Source organism: Nitrospira sp. Kam-Ns4a, from assembly GCF_965152595.1.
Genome location: NZ_OZ224218.1, coordinates 1,228,094 through 1,244,382, shown reverse-complemented (window position 1 = coordinate 1,244,382; position 16,289 = coordinate 1,228,094). Strand labels below are relative to the sequence as shown.

At 68.6% G+C, this 16,289-nt stretch carries 14 protein-coding genes, 1 pseudogene and 1 riboswitch; of the genes and pseudogenes, 12 read left to right on the top strand and 3 right to left on the bottom strand.

The window, feature by feature from the left end; genetic code table 11:
- Window positions 1-65: 65 nt before the first annotated feature.
- From ACWHYQ_RS06190 to ACWHYQ_RS06150, 9 genes and pseudogenes are all read left to right on the top strand, one after another.
- A pseudogene (locus ACWHYQ_RS06190) lies at window positions 66-467 on the top strand (PhoH family protein); the annotation flags it as partial.
- The gene (locus tag ACWHYQ_RS06185) at window positions 444-2,411 is read left to right on the top strand and encodes a PhoH family protein (RefSeq protein WP_447975532.1); all 1,968 of its coding nucleotides are present in this window, start codon (window positions 444-446) and stop codon (window positions 2,409-2,411) included. The pseudogene ACWHYQ_RS06190 and the gene ACWHYQ_RS06185, both read left to right, overlap by 24 nt.
- A gap of 40 nt (window positions 2,412-2,451) precedes the next feature.
- Entirely contained in the window at window positions 2,452-2,883 is a 432-nt protein-coding gene (ybeY, locus tag ACWHYQ_RS06180; RefSeq protein ID WP_447974851.1) for an rRNA maturation RNase YbeY, read from the top strand.
- An 11-nt stretch (window positions 2,884-2,894) separates the two neighbouring features.
- On the top strand, window positions 2,895-3,827 hold the full coding sequence (gene ftsY, locus ACWHYQ_RS06175) for a signal recognition particle-docking protein FtsY (RefSeq protein WP_447974850.1): 933 nt from the start codon (window positions 2,895-2,897) through the stop codon (window positions 3,825-3,827).
- Between the two features lie 145 nt (window positions 3,828-3,972).
- Window positions 3,973-4,788: a response regulator gene (locus tag ACWHYQ_RS06170; RefSeq protein WP_447974849.1), complete on the top strand. Its 816-nt coding sequence runs from the start codon at window positions 3,973-3,975 to the stop codon at window positions 4,786-4,788.
- Between the two features lie 37 nt (window positions 4,789-4,825).
- Window positions 4,826-7,093, top strand: coding sequence for a M1 family metallopeptidase (locus ACWHYQ_RS06165; protein WP_447974848.1), 2,268 nt, complete (start codon window positions 4,826-4,828; stop codon window positions 7,091-7,093).
- 27 nt (window positions 7,094-7,120) lie between these two features.
- On the top strand, window positions 7,121-8,266 hold the full coding sequence (locus ACWHYQ_RS06160) for a TolB family protein (RefSeq protein ID WP_447974847.1): 1,146 nt from the start codon (window positions 7,121-7,123) through the stop codon (window positions 8,264-8,266).
- Window positions 8,263-9,426 (top strand): phosphatase PAP2 family protein, encoded by a 1,164-nt coding sequence (locus ACWHYQ_RS06155; RefSeq protein ID WP_447974846.1) that lies wholly within the window; start codon window positions 8,263-8,265, stop codon window positions 9,424-9,426. The genes ACWHYQ_RS06160 and ACWHYQ_RS06155 overlap by 4 nt, the downstream gene beginning before the upstream one ends.
- Before the next feature lie 44 nt (window positions 9,427-9,470).
- A riboswitch (Fluoride riboswitch) is annotated at window positions 9,471-9,543 on the top strand.
- Between the two features lie 140 nt (window positions 9,544-9,683).
- A complete protein-coding gene (locus ACWHYQ_RS06150) occupies window positions 9,684-10,265 on the top strand; it encodes a hypothetical protein (protein WP_447974845.1) in 582 nt (193 codons plus the stop codon).
- A gap of 40 nt (window positions 10,266-10,305) precedes the next feature.
- Here the strand turns inward: ACWHYQ_RS06150 and ACWHYQ_RS06145 are convergent, their stop codons facing one another.
- The 3 genes from ACWHYQ_RS06145 to ACWHYQ_RS06135 are packed head-to-tail and all read right to left on the bottom strand — an operon-like array spanning window position 10,306 to window position 13,219.
- Window positions 10,306-12,126, bottom strand: a complete 1,821-nt coding sequence (locus tag ACWHYQ_RS06145; protein ID WP_447974844.1) for an ArnT family glycosyltransferase — start codon at window positions 12,124-12,126, stop codon at window positions 10,306-10,308.
- Complete coding sequence (locus ACWHYQ_RS06140) at window positions 12,123-12,431, bottom strand: lipid-A-disaccharide synthase N-terminal domain-containing protein (protein WP_447974843.1); 309 nt, start codon at window positions 12,429-12,431, stop codon at window positions 12,123-12,125. The genes ACWHYQ_RS06145 and ACWHYQ_RS06140 overlap by 4 nt, the downstream gene beginning before the upstream one ends.
- A complete protein-coding gene (locus ACWHYQ_RS06135) occupies window positions 12,428-13,219 on the bottom strand; it encodes a glycosyltransferase family 2 protein (protein WP_447974842.1) in 792 nt (263 codons plus the stop codon). Before ACWHYQ_RS06135 ends, ACWHYQ_RS06140 begins: the two co-directional genes overlap by 4 nt.
- 524 nt (window positions 13,220-13,743) lie before the next feature.
- On the opposite strand from ACWHYQ_RS06135, the gene ACWHYQ_RS06130 reads away from it, so the two are divergent.
- From ACWHYQ_RS06130 to tatA (ACWHYQ_RS06120), 3 genes are all read left to right on the top strand, one after another.
- On the top strand, window positions 13,744-14,916 hold the full coding sequence (locus ACWHYQ_RS06130) for a class I SAM-dependent methyltransferase (RefSeq protein WP_447974841.1): 1,173 nt from the start codon (window positions 13,744-13,746) through the stop codon (window positions 14,914-14,916).
- Between the two features lie 204 nt (window positions 14,917-15,120).
- Window positions 15,121-15,423, top strand: coding sequence for a twin-arginine translocase TatA/TatE family subunit (gene tatA, locus ACWHYQ_RS06125; protein WP_447974840.1), 303 nt, complete (start codon window positions 15,121-15,123; stop codon window positions 15,421-15,423).
- Window positions 15,424-15,873: 450 nt separating this feature from the next.
- A complete protein-coding gene (gene tatA, locus ACWHYQ_RS06120; RefSeq protein ID WP_447974839.1) occupies window positions 15,874-16,164 on the top strand; it encodes a twin-arginine translocase TatA/TatE family subunit in 291 nt (96 codons plus the stop codon).
- Window positions 16,165-16,289 lie beyond the last annotated feature (125 nt).

The following is a 16,289-nucleotide window of genomic DNA, read 5'->3' as shown; positions in this document are numbered from 1 at the left end:
TCACCCGTCACGCCCTCTGCTAGAATAGCGCCGTCGTCGCTCCAGGAGGGACCAACCGGACGCGCGTGCGAAAGATCAAGCTCCGAGAGGGAACGAACACCGCCATTCTGTTCGGCTACCACGACCGCCATCTCAAGCTGCTCGAGGAGGAGCTGGGGGTCCACATCTCGGCGCGCGGGGACGAAGTGACCCTGGACGGCGCGCCGGAGTCGGTCCGGAAAGCCGAACGGATCGTGACGGAGTTGGCGGCGCTCACGCGCGAAGGCTACGAGCTGCGGCCCGACGATGTGACCCTGGCCATCAAAGCGTCCCGCGCCGCCCCGGACACCCCGCTCAAAGATCTCCTGCTCACGACCGCGCCGATCGCGACGAAGAAGCGCTTCGTCACCCCCAAGTCGGCCGCCCAGAAAGCCTACCTGGAGGCCATCCGGAAATACGACATCGTGTTCGGGATAGGTCCAGCAGGCACAGGGAAGTGTGTTGCTGAAGGGAGTTTGGTCTTTACCAGTTATGGGATCTGCCCGATCGAAAGGCTGGCGACCGGCACGAAGCCCGGAGAGTATGTCCCCCTTGACCTGGGGGTGGCCGGTCTTCATGGACCAGAACGGGCCAGCCATTTCTACGATGGTGGAGTCTCTCCGACCAAGCGCATTCGTACTCGTTTTGGCTATGAGATCGAAGTGACGCGAGAACACCCCCTCTTGCGGATGACCTCGCAAGGGACGATGGAGTGGACACGGGGAGACGAGTTGCAGGTTGGTGATTTCGTGGCCATCCAGCGTGGCCAGAATCTCTTTGGCTCAGAGGTCACGATCGAGTTCGCGTCTCGACGGAATACGCGTGACCACCATGCGAAGCCGATTCATTTGGAGAGCCTGGACGAAGAGTTTGCGTATTTCATGGGGACTCTTACGGGCGATGGATGCCTCACATTGAAGAATCGTGTCATCCTGAGCAGTGCGGACGAGCCGATCGTAGACTGCTTCTACCGGACAGCGGGGAGGCTAGGCCTCCAGGTGTTCAACAATGGCGGCGGTCGACCGCATGACCGCATCATCGCCAGCTCCCAACTGTACCAGTTGCTGCTCGATCTGGGGATGACCGATCACCCGGCGGCGGAAAAGTGCGTCCCCCATTCCATCCTGCGGGCACCCCGCCAGATAGTGGCGGCGTACTTGCGTGGACTGTTTGACGCAGATGGAACGGTGAGTCGCCGCGATGGATCTCCGACCTTCTACGCCTCTTCGAAACGGCTCGTCGATGAAGTCCAGGTGGTGCTCCTGAACTTCGGTATCCTCTCGCGCAAGCGTCCCAAGTGGACCTTCTACCGAGGTGAGAAAAGGCTCTCCTATCAATTGGAGATAGCCGGAGCGGACGCGGACTTGTTTGCGCACGAGATCGGAACGGCCTTGCCTCGCAAGCGGGCTCTGTTCCAGGCGCGGAGGCGCAATACAAGTGCCGATGGCTTCCCTTTCCTCGACCGGGTTCTTGGTGAAGGAACGGCAGGAGATCGCTTCTCCAGGGAGGTGCATCAACATCTGCACGATGACACAATCAGTCGGCGCTTCCCGAGTTCTGTGAAGCTGGGAGAAATGCTTGATGTCTTGCGCGAGCGATCGTCTGCCACGAGCGCGCTCGCCCTGCTGGAAGACCATCGAGAACGGCATCTCTTCTGGGCGGAGATCGAAACGATCGAAGACAGCCGATCGCGCGTCTATGATCTGACCGTTCCCGGCAGTCACTCGTTCTGCGCCAATGGATTTGTCAATCACAACACGTACCTGGCCATGGCGATGGCCGTGGACGCGCTGACCCGGAGAGAGGTCAGCCGGATCATCCTGGCCAGGCCGGCGGTGGAGGCGGGGGAGAAGCTCGGCTTCCTGCCCGGGGACATGTACGCGAAGGTCAATCCCTACCTCAGGCCGCTCTACGACGCGCTCTACGACATGCTGGACATGGACCGCGCGAACCGGATGGTCGAGCGGGGCGAGATCGAGATCGCGCCGCTGGCCTTCATGCGGGGGCGGACGCTGAACGACTCCTTCGTCATCCTCGACGAGGCGCAGAACGCGACGCCCGAGCAGATGAAGATGTTCCTGACGCGGCTGGGCTTCAACTCCAAGGCGGTGGTGACCGGGGACATCACCCAAGTGGACCTGCCGTCGGACCGCATCTCGGGGCTCATCGAGGCGCGGGAGATTCTCAAGGAGATCCCGGGGATCCAGTTCGTCTACTTCGACGAGCGCGACGTCGTCCGGCATCGCCTGGTCCAGGAGATCATCAAGGCCTACGATCTGCACAGCCCCGCCCGGGCCGCGCCGGCTGCCTCGATGCGGCCGGGACGCCGCCAGGAGGCCCGCGGCCGCCCCGGCAGCGGGGCCGGGGGCGATCGCGGAGGCCAGCCCCACTGAGGCCGGTGGGTCGGCGGCGCTCACCCCTGGTGCTGGTCCGGTGCCGGGTGCGGCGCCCGCCGCCCGCGCGCGCGCGCTCACGCAGCTCGCGCAGCGAGTCCTGGCGGCGGCGGGCGCGCCGGCGGCTGAGCTGAGCCTGGAGCTCGTCGGCGACGGTCGAATGAGGCGACTGAACCGGCGGTATCGCGGCCGCGATGCGCCGACCGACGTCCTAGCCTTCGCGCTGCGCGACGCGCCGGGGCCTCGCTCCTCTCTCCTGGGGGACGTCGTCATTTCGCTCCCCACGGCCGCCCGGCAGGCTGCCGAAGCCGGGCGCCGGCTGGACCACGAGCTCGCCGCCTTGCTGATCCACGGCGTGCTGCACCTTCTGGGCTATGACCATGAGCGCAGCGCCCGCGCGGCGGCGCGCATGCGGCGCAAGGAGCGGGCCGTCCTGCAGGCGGTCGGCCGGATTCCGAAGCTTACCACTTAGATGATGAAGCCATGGGCCTCTTGGAACGACTGCGCCAGGGCCTGAGCAAGACGAGGGACCGGGTCCGCGGGTCCCTGGCGCGCCTGGTCGGGCGGGAGCCCGACCCGGGGGCCCTGGAAGACCTTGAAGCCGCGCTCATCGGGGCTGATCTCGGCGTGCGGACCGTGGAGCGGGTGCTCGAGCGGATCCGCACGCAGGCCCGCGGCCTGTCGGGCTCCGGCGACGAACGGAGCCGCGGGCTCGTGCGGCTGGTGCAGGAGACGCTCCTGGAGACGCTCCGTCCCTGCGAGGGCGAGCCGATCGAACGGCTCGTCACGGCAGGGCCGCGGCCGTTCGTGATCCTCACGGTCGGCGTCAACGGGGTCGGGAAGACGACCACGATCGCGAAACTGGCCCAACGGCTCCGGGCCGTGGGCCGGACCCCCCTGCTCGTCGCCGCCGATACGTTCCGGGCGGCGGCGATCGAGCAGCTTGGCGTGTGGGCCGGCCGGGTCGGGGTCGAGGTGATCCGCCATCAGCACGGGGCCGATCCCTCGGCCGTGGTCTTCGACGGGGTGGCGGCAGCCAAGGCCCGCGGGGCCGACGCCGTGCTAATTGACACGGCCGGGCGCCTGCAGACCAAGACGAATCTCATGGACGAGCTGCGCAAGATGAAGCGCGTGCTCGCCCGCGCGCTGCCCGGCGCCCCGCACGAGGTGCTGCTGGTGCTCGACGCGACGCTGGGCCAGAACGCCCTGTCCCAGGCCCGCCTGTTTCACGAAGCGGTCGGGGTGACCGGCCTCGCCCTCACCAAGCTCGACGGCACCGCCCGTGGCGGCATCCTCGTCGCCCTTGCCGAGGAGCTGAAGATTCCGGTCCGCCTGATCGGGATCGGCGAGGCGGCGGAGGATCTCCAGGACTTCCGCGCGCAGGCGTTTGTGGAGGCCCTGCTGGATCCTGCCTGACCCGCCGCAGAGCCTCTCCTTCAACACCGGACAGGCCTGTGCTATCATAGCCGCGGATCCCGCGCTGGCTCGGGTGTTCCACTGAGGCCGCCCAATCCGCGCGGGCCGGCGCGCTGGACGATCGCTTCCGGCGCAGGAGAACGGGATGGCCACGATTCTGGTGGTGGATGACGAGCGGATGATCTGCGACCTGCTGCGCGCGGTCTTCAGCCGCCACGGCCACGAGGTGCTGACGGCGACCTCGGGCGCCCAGGGCATCGCCCTGTTCCGCGAGCACCGGCCGCGGATCAGCCTGCTGGACATCCACATGCCGGGGATGAACGGAATCGAGGTGCTCCGAGAGATCCGGGCGATCGATCCGCAGGCCTCCGTCATGATGCTCACGGGTGTGGGGACGGCCGAGCTGGAGAACCAGGCCCGGGAGCTGGGCGTCACCGACTTCCTCAAGAAGGGGCTGTCGCTCGACGTGCTGATAGGGGCGCTGAATCGGGTGGTGCAACAGCCGGGTCGGCCCCCGACGGCGCATCCGCCCGAGCCGTCGGCGCCGGACGCCGGGCAGCCCTCCGTGCTCGTCGTGGACGACGAGCCCATGATCGGCAGCCTGTTGGCCCAGTTCCTGAGCCTGCGCGGGTATCGGGTCCGGACAGCCACGGATGGCCAGGCGGCGCTGGCGCTCGTGGGGCAGGAGGCGCCGCGCATCACGATCCTCGACATGTACATGCCCGGCATGAACGGGGTCGAGGTGTTGCGGGCGCTGCGCGCCACAGGGTACGCCGGCGGGGTGATCGTCCTGACCGCCAGCCAGGACGAGAAGCTTCTCCAGGAGATGCTCGACCTCGGCTCCGTGGACGTGATGGGCAAGCCGGTGGACCTGGAACGGCTGGCGGTGGCGATCGAGGTCGCCCTTGTGTTGTCCCTTGGCCCCGACGACGGGCCGCCCGCGGGCGCCCGGCGGACCTGACGTGGCCCGTCGCCCGCGCCCCTCGCCCAGGTCAGCCGTGAGACCCGCGGTTGTGACCCTGCTCGCCGGCCTGCTCCTGCTGAGCGGTCGGCCTGCCGGGGCGGCGCCGCCGCGCCCGCCCGACCCCGCCGCTTCCGCCGACATCGAGCTTGAGACCCATGACCTCTCGGTCGAGCTGATGCCGGAGACCCATGGACTCCGGGCGACCGACCGCCTCTCCCTCCGGGTCCGCCGCGCTGGCCTGCCGCGCGTGGTCTTCACGCTCAACCCCGCCCTGGAGGTTCACCAGGTCGCCGAGCGGCGCGGGGCGGAGACCCGCCCGCTCGCGTTCCGCGCGGAGCGCCATCGGACTCCAGGCCCGCCGGGGGAAGCCATCCAGCAGGTCGCGGTCGAGCTCGGCCGCCCGGTGGCGCGGGACGAACGCCTGGTTTTGGAATGGGCCTACGGGGGCGCCGTGAACGAGCCGCCGCGCGAGCCCCGCCACCTGCGGTTCGTGACGCCCAGCGAGACGGCTGGCCACATCGGCCCCGAAGGCGTCTACTTGAGCGGCGAAACGCACTGGTATCCGGACCGGCCGGGCTCCCTGGCGACCTTCAGCGTCCGGATCATGGTGCCGGCGGGCTGGGAAGCGGTGACGCACGGGCGCGAGGTGGCACGGTCGGCCGTGGGCCGGACGACGACGACCGAGTGGGAGGTCGCCGCGAAGACGGAGGCGCTGACGCTCGCGGCCAACCGCTTCGTCAAGGCGCAGCGGGTCTGGACGGCGGCCTCGGGGCAGACGATCGTCCTGGCGACCTACCTGTTTCCCGAAGACGCGTCGCTGGCCGACGAATACCTCGACGCCTCCGCCCGCTACCTGGAGGCCTATACCAAGCTGCTGGGGCCCTATCCCTTCCCCAAGTTCGCGGTCGTCGAGAATTTCTTCGCAAGCGGCCTGGGCATGCCGTCGTTCACGCTGCTGGGGAGCGGCGTGATCAAGCGGCATTACGTCCAGGCCTACGCGCTGGGCCACGAGATCGTCCACTCCTGGCTGGGCAACTGGGTCCTGAACGACCTCGAGGCCGGCAACTGGGTGGAAGGGCTGACGACCTACCTGGCCAACTACTATTATGAGGAGCTGACCGGGCCCCCCGCGCAGGCCCGGGACCAGCGCCGGCTGATGCTGTACGGGTATGCCGTGTACGTGCCGGCGGACGAGGACTACGCGGTCCGGGAGTTCCGGCGCAAGTCCAGCCAGCGGGACAACGCCATCGGCTACCAGAAGTGTGCCATGATCTTCCACATGCTGCGGCGGGAGATCGGCGACGACGCCTTCTGGCGGGGGGTGCGGGCCCTCGTCGCCGCGCATGGCGGGGCCTACGCGGGCTGGCCGGACCTGGAGCGGGCGTTCGCGGCGGCAGCGGGGCGTGACTTGCGCTGGTTCTTCGCCCAGTGGGTGGAGCGCCCGGGCGCCCCGCACCTGCGGCTGGTGGAGGCGCGCGTCACGCCGGCGGCCGGTCCGACCGGAGGGTTCATCGTGAGCGGCAGGATCAGCCAGACCCGGCCCACCGACGGGTCGGCGGCTGGGGTCTCGGCGTCGTCGCCCGCGCGCGGCTACCGCCTGCGGGTGCCGCTCACGGTGCACTTGGCGGGCGGCACGGTGGACCACGTGGTCGTCGAGGTCGCCGAGGACGAGCAGCCCTTCAGGGTGTCGGTGGAGGCCAACCCGCTGCGCCTCGTCCTCGACGCCGACTTCGAGGTGTTCCGCCGACTGGACCGGGCGCAGCTCCCGCCGATGCTGAATCTGTTCGTGACGGACCGGCCGCAGTCCGTGGTGCTGCCGGACCACGGCCCCGAGGCGGAACGGGCGCCGTACCACGCGCTGGCGGCGAGACTCGCGGCCCAGGACCCCGACGGAGGAGCGGGGGGACCTCCGCGACTCGTGCCTGCCCAGGACTGGGGGGGGCGCGCAGCCGAAGGCTCGGTGCTCGTGCTCGGCGGGCCCGAGATCAACCGGGCCGTGGCCTGGGCTGGGCTGGCCTGTGGAGAGCGGGTCCGGATCGAGCGAGACCGGTTCACCGTCGGCGAGCAGGTGTACCGGGAGCCGACCATGGCGCTGCTGGTCTCCTGCCGGCACCCCGACCGGCCGGGGAGTGTTGTCACCCTGTTCTACGGGCTCACGCCTGGGGCAGCGGCCAAGGTCGCGCGGCTGCTGTTTTTTTACGGTTGGCAGAGTTATCTGGTCTTCCGCGATGGGGCGGTCATCGCGCGGGGCGACTTTCCGGCCGCCGATGGCGAGGAGGCGGTGCGCTTCCACACGCCGTGATGGGCGATGAGTGAACGGTGAGGCGTCATGGGCACCAAGCAACAGGGCAAAGTCAGGGTGGCGTTCGCCGCGGGAGTGGCAGGGCTCGTAACGCTCTCGTTCTCCGTTCCCCATGCTCCATTCCCTATGCCCCATCACCCGTCACTGGCCGCGGAGGCGGCGCCGGTCGAGCGGCACCTGGCCAACATCCGCCAGTTGACCTTCGGGCGCCAGAACGCTGAAGCCTATTTCTCCTTCGACGGGACGAAACTGATCTTCCAGTCCACGAACAACTGGAGCGGCAACCGGCCGATCACCAACCGGGACCCTGGCGGCCCGGGCCTTGGCTGCTACCAGATGTACGTCATGCACCTGGAGACCGGCGAGATCCGTTTGGTCAGTACGGGGGCGGGGGCCACGACCTGCGGCTACTTTTACCCCGGGGATCGGCGGGTCCTGTACTCCTCCACACACCTGAAGGGGCCCCACTGTCCGCCCAAGCCCAAGCGGGAGGGCAAGTACCGCTGGGCGCTCGACGACTACGACATCTTTTCCGTCCGGCTCGATGGCCAGCAACTGCAGCGGCTCACCAACACCCCGGGCTATGACGCGGAGGCGACGATCTCCCCTGACGGGAAGACCATCGTGTTCACCTCGCTGCGGGACGGGGATCTGGACATCTACGCGATGAACCTGGACGGCACGCATGTCCGGCGTCTGACGACCGAGGTCGGCTACGACGGCGGCCCGTTCTTCTCCCCGGACAGCCAGCGGATCGTCTATCGCGCCTCGCATCCGCACGACCAGGCGTCGCTGGAGGCCTACCGGGCTCTCTTGCAACAGGGGCTGGTCGAACCCAGCCAGCTCGAGATTTTCGTGATGAACGCGGACGGGTCTGGGAAACGACAGGTGACCGCCAACGGGGCCTCGAACTTTGCCCCCTTCTTTCATCCGGACGGCCGCCGGATCATCTTTGCCTCCAATCTCCACGATCGCGGGCGCGAGGGCCCCCCGTCGTTCCATCTCTACCTGATCGCGGACGACGGGAGCGGGCTCGAGCGCGTGACCTTCGACGGCCACTTCAACAGCTTCCCGATGTTCTCGCCGGACGGCAAGCGGCTCGTCTGGGTATCGGACCGGAACGCCAACGAGCGGGGCGAGTTCAACATCTTCCTCGCGGATTGGATCCCGTGACGGGGACCGACGACAGGGAGCCGCGGAGCCACGGAGCCGCGGCGAGCGCCGAGGCGTCCCCTCGCCCCGTCTCCGCGTCGGTCACCGCTCGCCTCGCGCCACTTGCCCTGTCCTGCGCCGCGCTCGCGCTGATCTTCTGGGGGCTGTTCCAGCTCGACATTCCGTTGGCCCGCTTCCTGCGCGCGGTCCACCAGCCCTGGCTGGAACGGGCGGGAGCCCTCGGGAGCTGGCTCGGCAGCGGCGCTGTGCTCGTGGCGCTGAGCGGAAGCCTGTTCTTGGCTGGGTGGGCGCGCGGCTGGCCCGTGTGTCGGCGCGCGGGACTCGAAGGGCTGCTCGCCCACGGCGGCGTGGCCCTGACCGTCAATCTGCTCAAGCACCTCGTCGGCCGTCCCCGTCCCCGCATGACCCACGCGGAAGGGCTCCCGGCCGGGCCCTCCCTCGCGAGCGGGCTGGACTCGTTTCCGTCCGGGCATGCGGCCGCTGCCTTCGCGGTGGCGGCGGTGCTGGCAAAACATTATCCGCGTCTGGCCTGGTGGCCCTACGGGGTAGCCGGCTTCGTTGCGTTCAGCCGGGTCTTCCGGGGCTCGCATTTTCCCACCGATGTGCTGGCGGGCGCGGCCTTGGGGCTCGTCGCGGGCTACCTCGCCTCCAATCCGGTGCGGGCCTGGCGGACATCCGTGAGCCGCGCCCTGTGCGACCTGGCGCCCGTTGCCGCGGGCGCCTTCGCCATCCTCTGGGTGGCCTGTCAGTCGGCGCTCGCCACGGAGCCGTGGGGGATGTTGTCGGCGGCGGGCGCGCTGGCGATGGTCGGCGGGTTCGCCGTGCGGTGGACAGCGGTGGCGAGGCAGATCGGGGGCGGCCAGGGGGGCCGGGCCGACGCCGGAACGTCGGCCCGAGCCTTGGCCCTGCCGAGCGGCGCCCCGCGGTGGGCGACCGCGCTGATCGGCACGGGGCTCGCCGCGACGGGCGGCTCGGGGCTCGTCGCCCTCGTCGCCGCCCTCACCGGCGCGGCCTGGGTGGCCCGCGATCCGGAGCCTGGCGAGCAGACGCGGACCCGTGCGACCTGGATGAGCGTCGTGCGGGAAGGCTGTCTGGCCCTCGGGGCGGCCGGCGCCGTGGCGACGCTCCGCGCCGCGCGAGGCGTGTTGCCGCTCCTGTGACGCAAGTTGACAGCGCCGGACAGCCGAGTGTATGTCTTCTACAGCACTGGCAAGGTGATGGGGTTCACCTGAACCGCCGATCGGGCTGCCCGACCGGCTGATAACTCCTACGCAGCGTCCGCGTGAGGAGTTTTTTATTTGGGGACGAGACGCGGCTGTACCCGTCGGCAGGCTCGGGGCGAACGGAGCGACCGTTGTACCCATGAGCGTGTTCCGTTCGTGCTGAGCGGGTCGAAGCGCGGCCATGAGGGTTTGAAATGACTTCTCGGCGCTGGTGGTCTGGGCTCCTGCTGGGAGCCCTGTGCGGCCCCGCCCTCGGGTTCGCCGAGGAGCCCCCGCTGACCCGCAACGTCCCGATCGAAAAGTTCCAAGATCCGGGGCCCCTGGAACCCTATGACTTCAACGCGCCGCCCAAGGGGATCTTCCACAGCATCGTGACGGCGAGGAACTTCGAGGAGGAGTTGGGATTCCGGCGGTCCCACGAAATCGTGCCGGTCGAGCCGACGGAGGTCTTTTCTCCCGATGCGCGCGTGTTCATCGTGTTCAAGCTGTTCCAGCATTACGAGTCCTTCCAGGTGTTCGGCGTCTGCTATCCCGAGAAGGTGGATGGGCTGGATCCGACCAAGCCGATCGCCCAGGACACGATGTACATCGCGCTGGAGGACGAGAGCGGCTACCTCAAGTTCTTTGCCCCCGACCAGGGCTGGAAGCCGGGCCAGTACAAGGTGGAAATCTACGTCGGCTGGCAGGTCAACCCGATCGGCTTGGTCGGGACGATGCGCTTCACCGTGAAGGCGCCGGCCGGCGAGCCGCCGCGCGCGGCCAATCCGATTCAATGAGGGCTGGCCCGGCCGGTGCCTGGCCGGACCGCCTGTGCGCTTAGGAATGGCCGGGGATGCCGCGCGGCGGGCCGCCTGGCCCGCCGCGCGGGCTCGCGGGCACGCGGACCATCGGCTCGTTGGCGAGCAGGAGGTAGCCGCCCCGCGCAAGCAGGGTCTCGTAGCCGGCCGCCTCGGGCGGGAGCGTGGCCTTCATGCGCGCCTGGAGGAGCACCATCGTCCGGCCGGGTTGCCGGAGGTAGGGCCGCATGGTCTCTTCTTCTCCCGGCTTGACCAGGAGGAGCTTTCGCCTGGCGTAGAAGATCAGGGAGGGGCGCGGGCGGCCGTAGGCGATCAGCCGGTCGTCCGGGCCGAGGTTGAGCCCGGCGATGTAGGCGAGCTCCTGCTCCGGCGCGAGGAACAGGCGGCTGAAGCGGGGCAGCCCGACCAGGATGGTGATCAGCGCCACCAGGGTGAAGGTCGCTCCGGCGATCCAGAACACGCCCGGGCGGCGCGCCTCCGCGAGACTGAAATAGCCCACCAGCGCCATGCCGATGACCAGCACGAGCCCGGCCGCGACCGGGCTCCAGCCCGGATCGGCCTGCGCGGCCATCGGGAACTCCCGGGCGACCTGGTCCACGAACGCCCCGTAGAGCGAGGGCGTCGCCGCGAGGGCCAGCCCCAGCAGGTAGCCGAGCCCCATCATCGTCCGCAGCGAAGCGCGGAGGCCCGGCGTCGCCGGGTCGGCGAGGCCGCGCTGCCAGTAGGAGGCCGCGAGCAAGGCGGCCGCCGGGAAGAGCGGCGCAATGTAGTGGGGCAGGCGCGTCGCCGAGAGGCTGAAGAAGACGAACACGCTCACCAGCCAGAGCGCGGCGAACAGCTCCAGCTCCTGCGGAGCGGGTGGGCGAAAAGAGACGAGGTGACGGGGTGAGACGGCGAGCGCCGCGTCGTCGCGTCGCCCCGTCGTCGTGTCGAGGGCCGGGCCTCTCGCCTCTCGCCAATTCTTGAAGGCTTGCCAGAGGGCGGCCGGGAGAAAGCCGCTCCAGGGAAAGAACCCGACCAGCAGCACGGGGAGGTAGAAGAAGATCGTGCCCCCGTGGCCGCCGATCACGGTCAGAAAGCGTCCGACCGTGTCGGCCTGGGCGGACTGGGTATAGCGGGCCCCGTGGATCGCCACCATGGCCGCGTACCAGGGCGCCGCCAGGGCCAGGCAGAGCAGCGTCCCCGCGATCGGGAACCCGGTGTCCCAGAACTGGCGCCAGCGTCGCGTGACCGTCAGGTAGGGCGCCGTGGCCAGGAGGGGAACGAGCAGGCCGACGGGGCCCTTGGTCAAGGTGCCGAGCGCCATCCCCACATAGAAGAGCCAGAAGCAGTGCCGGCGCCGGCCGCCCGGGCCTGTGGTGCGCTCCGCCGAACCATGCAAGCCCAGCCAGAAGCCGTAGATCGCCAGCGTGGTGAAGAAGCAGAGGACGCTATCGGTGAGCACCATCCGCCCGATCGCCAGCACCTCGCTGTTCAGGAGCAGCATCAATCCGCTCAGCAGCGCGATCAGCGGTCCGCGTGTCCGGGTGAGGAAGAGGTACTGGAGGGCGACGAGGGCGACGGCGAACAGGGCGGAGGGAAGCCGGGCCGTGAACTCGCTGACCCCGAACAGCCGGTAGCAGGCACTGATGAGCCAGTAGATGAGGACCGGCTTGGCAAAGCGAGGCTCGTAGTTCAACGTCGGCGTGATCCAGTCGCCGGTCTCGACCATCTCGCGGGCAGCTTCCGCGTTGCTGCCCTCGTCCCGGTCGGTCAGCCCCAGGGTGCCGAGGCCGGTGAGCAGCAACGTGGCGGCGAACAGCAGCAGGAGCGGGAGCGGAAGGCGCAGCGCGACCGTCATCGGCCGGGAGCGGGCGAGGCCGGCCGGGCGGCGCGGGCCGAGCGGAAGATCAGCATCAGGTTGCGGACGTAGATGAGCGCGCCAACCGCCTGCCCGGCGATGAAGACGGGATCCTTCCGATAGATCGCGTACGCCAGCGTGATCAGGCCCCCGATCAGGCTGAAGTACCAGAAGGCGACGGGCACGCGGCTCTCGGCGCTCCGTTCCGAGACGAACCACTGGACGACCCAACGCATGAAGAAGAGCGTCTGGCCCAGGAAGCCGATCCCCAGCCACAGCAGTTCGGTCGTCGTCGTCGGAATCATGGCGCGACGGGACTGGACGAGGCGTGCGAGGCGTCGGGCTTCCGAGGGCTGCAGTCCGGGCTGGATTTGATCCGGTACCGCAGCACTCGGCTTTGCATCCATCGGACCGCGATCAGGTCGTAGAGCCCCCGGAACAGCCGGTTGCCGATGCCGTACTTCGAGCGCCCGTGCGCGCGCGGGTAGTGCCGCACCGGTACCTCGGTGACCGTGAAGCCGTGCATCTGGGCCAGCGCGGGAAAGAACCGGTGCAGGCCCTCGAAGAGCGGGAGGCGCGCGACCACGTCGCGCCGGAAGACCTTCAACGAGCACCCCGTGTCATGGATGCGGTCGCCCGTCACCGCGCTGCGCACCAGATAGGCGATCCGGGAGGAGAGCCTGCGCACGAGGTTGTCGTGCCGGTCCGTCCGCCAGCCGCAGACCAGATCGTACTGGGTCGCGAGCGGGAGCAGCTTGGGGATGTCGGCGGGGTCGAACTGCAGATCCCCGTCCAGGGTCACGATGAGGTCGCCCCGGGCGTGCCGGAATCCGGCGTCGAACGCCGAGGTCTGCCCGTAGTTCCGATCGAAATGCAGCACGCGCACCTCGGGATGCTGGCTCGCCAAGGCGTCCAGCAGCGGCCCGCTCCCGTCCGTGCTCCCGTCGTCCACGTAAATGATCTCGAAGGCGGCTGTCCGGGACTCCTCCCGGCTGCCGAGCACTTTCAAGAGCTGGTCGGTGAGCGGCGTCAGGTTGTCCCGTTCATCCTTGATCGGGATGACCGCCGACACCCACGGGCGGGAGGAGGTCATGACGGGCGGGGCACTCCAGTGAGCGACTCGCGAAGAGAGCGTCGCGAAGCGCGCCCGGCGAAAGCGGGCTACGCTCTCCTCGCTGGTTGCTGCTTGCTTCGGACCGGCATTCTACCCAATACGCGCCCGGCGGTCAAACGCCCGGCCGGTTGCAGCCCCCGCCGGCGCCTATGATAGAATCCAGTCCCCCATGACCACTGCCGCACCCAAGACAGCCGGGGCCAATCCGGACGCCCTGCCCCAGCTCATCGGGGAGTTTCAGCCCCTGGACGAGTGGCAGGTCCATATCAACCGCCTGTTCTACGGACTCCGCGGCGGGCGCGTGGAGGACTACTACCGGACCTTCGCCGCCGCCGACTACCGGTTAGCCCACGCCCTCGCCGCCCACTACTATGAAGCGGTTGTCGCCCGCGAGCAGGCGCAAGCCGCCAGGCGCCGGGGCGCCGACGCGGAGACGCGGCGAGGGGCGCCGCGGCGCTCGCCGCGTCCCCGCGTCCCCCGGCTCCCCTTCGTCCCTGATCGTCATGGAGTGGGGCTGTGGGAACGGGAACCTCGCCGCCTGTTTCTTGAGCCATCTAAAGACCCTGGACAAGGACGGGCTCGTCTACCCCCGCGTCCGCTATCTGTTCGTGGACAACCAGCCGGCCCTCCTGCGGGCGGCGCTCGCCCATCCGGACCTGGCACCGCATCGGGAGCGGGTCTGGCCATTGTGCGCGGATGTGCTGTCCCTGGGCGCCGTCAAGGACGCCAGCGTGGACCGGATCGTCTGCAACGAGCTGTGGAACGAGCTGCCCACCAAGCTGTTGTTGCGAAAGGACGGCGAGATCGAAGAGGAATACCTGCGACCGAACCTGAGTGCGGCCACGCAGGCGGCGATCGCCGACTGGCCGGGGTTCCTCCGGGCCTTCGGGCAGGGGGACGTGCGTGCGCTCAAGGAGGTCCCCCCCTTCCTCGAGGACATCATCTGGGAGCGGGAGTACCGCAAGATCGAGTGGAAGACCGTCCCCTTCCGCAAGACGATCACTGAGTTTCTCAAGAAGATTGACGAGAAGGTGCTCGTCCCGATCAACCTCGGCGCCTGCACGACGGTCAAGGAGGCCAAGCGACTGCTCGCGCCGGAGGCCGTCGGATTCAGCAGCTTCGACGCCGGCACGGCGGACTTCACGTTGCTGAACGATCCCGACAAGCCTTGCTACAGCCAGGTCGGGGGGCAGTACAGCTTTTTGGTGAACTTCGCCCTGATCGAGTCGGTGGCCCGCCACCTCGGCATCGGGACCGTGACCCAGGAACCCCAGCGGGAGTTTGTCGGGCGGAGCCTGGGGACTCGCGTGCTCAGCCTCATGGATCTCCTGGCCATGCATCCGTCCTCCGGCTCGCTCAAGGGCTGGGAGCAGGACCGGCTGATCCTCAAGACCATCGGCGCGCTGAACGAGGCCTACCGGAGCCCCTATCAGCGCCGCCTGGAGTATCCCCTGCCGCCGGAGGTGCCCGGCGCGGAGCGGGAAGAGTTGGAGCGGCTCCTCGGCGCCTTCAGGGGAGACGGCGTGCCGGACACCATTGCCTACCTCACGGAAGCGGAACTCGTTGGCGCCATGGAGCGACTCGAGGCGCTGGGCTACGAGCGGGAGGCGATCCGGTATGCCCTGGAGGCGCGCCCGCAGCCAGTAGAGTATGCGCACTGGTTCCTTCAGGCGTGACGGACGGCCCAGCAGGGGCCCAACCACAGGAATTTTCAGGCGTTCCCAACAATTTGCTTGACTAATGGCGGAAATTTGACTAGGTTTGCCCAAGTTTTTTCGCCCGGACCGTCGGTTCGGAGGGATTTGGTCGGGTGCCCTGCGCGAAGGGAGCGGTCAGGCCCGAGCTGCGAGTCCGGTTCGCGGTCGCAGGCAGGAGGCAGGATGTTTGGGTCATTCGGCTGGATGGAACTCCTCCTGATCTTGATCATCGTGCTCATTATCTTTGGGGCAGGGAAAATCCCCCAGCTCGGGGAGGGCTTGGGCAAGGCGATCAAGGGCTTCAAGAAGTCTGTCAACGAGCCGGACACGGTGGATGTCACCCCGAGCGCGCAGACCCAGGAACAGGTGGCGCAGGCGGGACAGCCGGCGGCGCCGACCCAGCAGATTCCGCCGCCGGCCCAGCCGGCCCAGCCGGCTCAGCAACAGATGCCGCAAAGTCAGCCTCAGCAGGAGAGGCAGGGCTAAGGAGACGTGGCAGGGGACGGGGGACGCGGGCACGCGGTGCGCCGGGCATGCGACGGATCCCCGGTGATGCAGGATGCCGCAACGGACGGCGCGGACATCCGGCAACGGCGCGAGCCGGAGAGAGGAGGCGATGGCCTTATTGCTGCAGAACCAGGCAGCCTTGCTCGCTGACCGTCGGGCCATGCTGCCGCGCATCGGGTCCTGGAGCGGGAGACGGCCGAGCGGTTCGCACGGATCGCGGCCCTGCTCCTGGAGCAGGGCCGCACCCGGGAAGCCCTGCCAGAGGCGATTCGCGAGCACATCAGGTTCAGGCCGGGGCCGCCGCCGCAGGAGCAGCCACGGCAGGGGTGAATAACCAGGACTGAGCCAGGAGGGTTGAAGGCTGAGCCAGCGAAGGGTGGGCTTGAGAGTCCGGAAGTCCTGTGACTCAGCCCTCGGCACGACAGCATCATGTTTGGCTTGGGCGCGGGCGAGATTCTCATCATCCTGATCATCGCCTTCCTGCTGTTCGGCCCCAAGCAGCTTCCCGAGATCGGCCGGCAGGTCGGCAAGGCGGTCAAGGGGCTCAAGGAGACGGCGGATGACCTGCGGAGCACCGTCGAGCCGGAGCTCAACCTGATCCAGCAGGAAGTCAAGATGGTCGAGCAGGATCTGCAGGCCTCCGTCAAGGAAGCGGAAGACGAGATTGACAAGATCAGTCTGAGCCCTCAGCCATCGTCGGACCCCAAGGCGAGCGGCTGACGATGCGCGCGAGCTGCGAAGAGCGAAAAGCCGCCCTGAGGCACCCGGTGGGGCTTGACACGTAGGCCGGCGACACGAGCAGCGCGAGGGGCCGATCTTGAGGGGAAGGGTGAGGCGCCCTCGCG

Bases quoted from the DNA above. Each gene is read 5' to 3' on its own strand.
- ACWHYQ_RS06160 (WP_447974847.1), top strand. From the start codon at position 7,121: ATGGGCACCAAGCAACAGGGCAAAGTCAGGGTGGCGTTCGCCGCGGGA.
- ACWHYQ_RS06140 (WP_447974843.1), bottom strand. From the start codon at position 12,431: ATGATTCCGACGACGACGACCGAACTGCTGTGGCTGGGGATCGGCTTC.
- ACWHYQ_RS06170 (WP_447974849.1), top strand. From the start codon at position 3,973: ATGGCCACGATTCTGGTGGTGGATGACGAGCGGATGATCTGCGACCTG.
- tatA (WP_447974839.1), top strand. From the start codon at position 15,874: ATGTTTGGCTTGGGCGCGGGCGAGATTCTCATCATCCTGATCATCGCC.
- tatA (WP_447974840.1), top strand. From the start codon at position 15,121: ATGTTTGGGTCATTCGGCTGGATGGAACTCCTCCTGATCTTGATCATC.
- ACWHYQ_RS06130 (WP_447974841.1), top strand. From the start codon at position 13,744: ATGGAGTGGGGCTGTGGGAACGGGAACCTCGCCGCCTGTTTCTTGAGC.
- ACWHYQ_RS06135 (WP_447974842.1), bottom strand. From the start codon at position 13,219: ATGACCTCCTCCCGCCCGTGGGTGTCGGCGGTCATCCCGATCAAGGAT.
- ACWHYQ_RS06145 (WP_447974844.1), bottom strand. From the start codon at position 12,126: ATGACGGTCGCGCTGCGCCTTCCGCTCCCGCTCCTGCTGCTGTTCGCC.
- ACWHYQ_RS06150 (WP_447974845.1), top strand. From the start codon at position 9,684: ATGACTTCTCGGCGCTGGTGGTCTGGGCTCCTGCTGGGAGCCCTGTGC.
- ftsY (WP_447974850.1), top strand. From the start codon at position 2,895: ATGGGCCTCTTGGAACGACTGCGCCAGGGCCTGAGCAAGACGAGGGAC.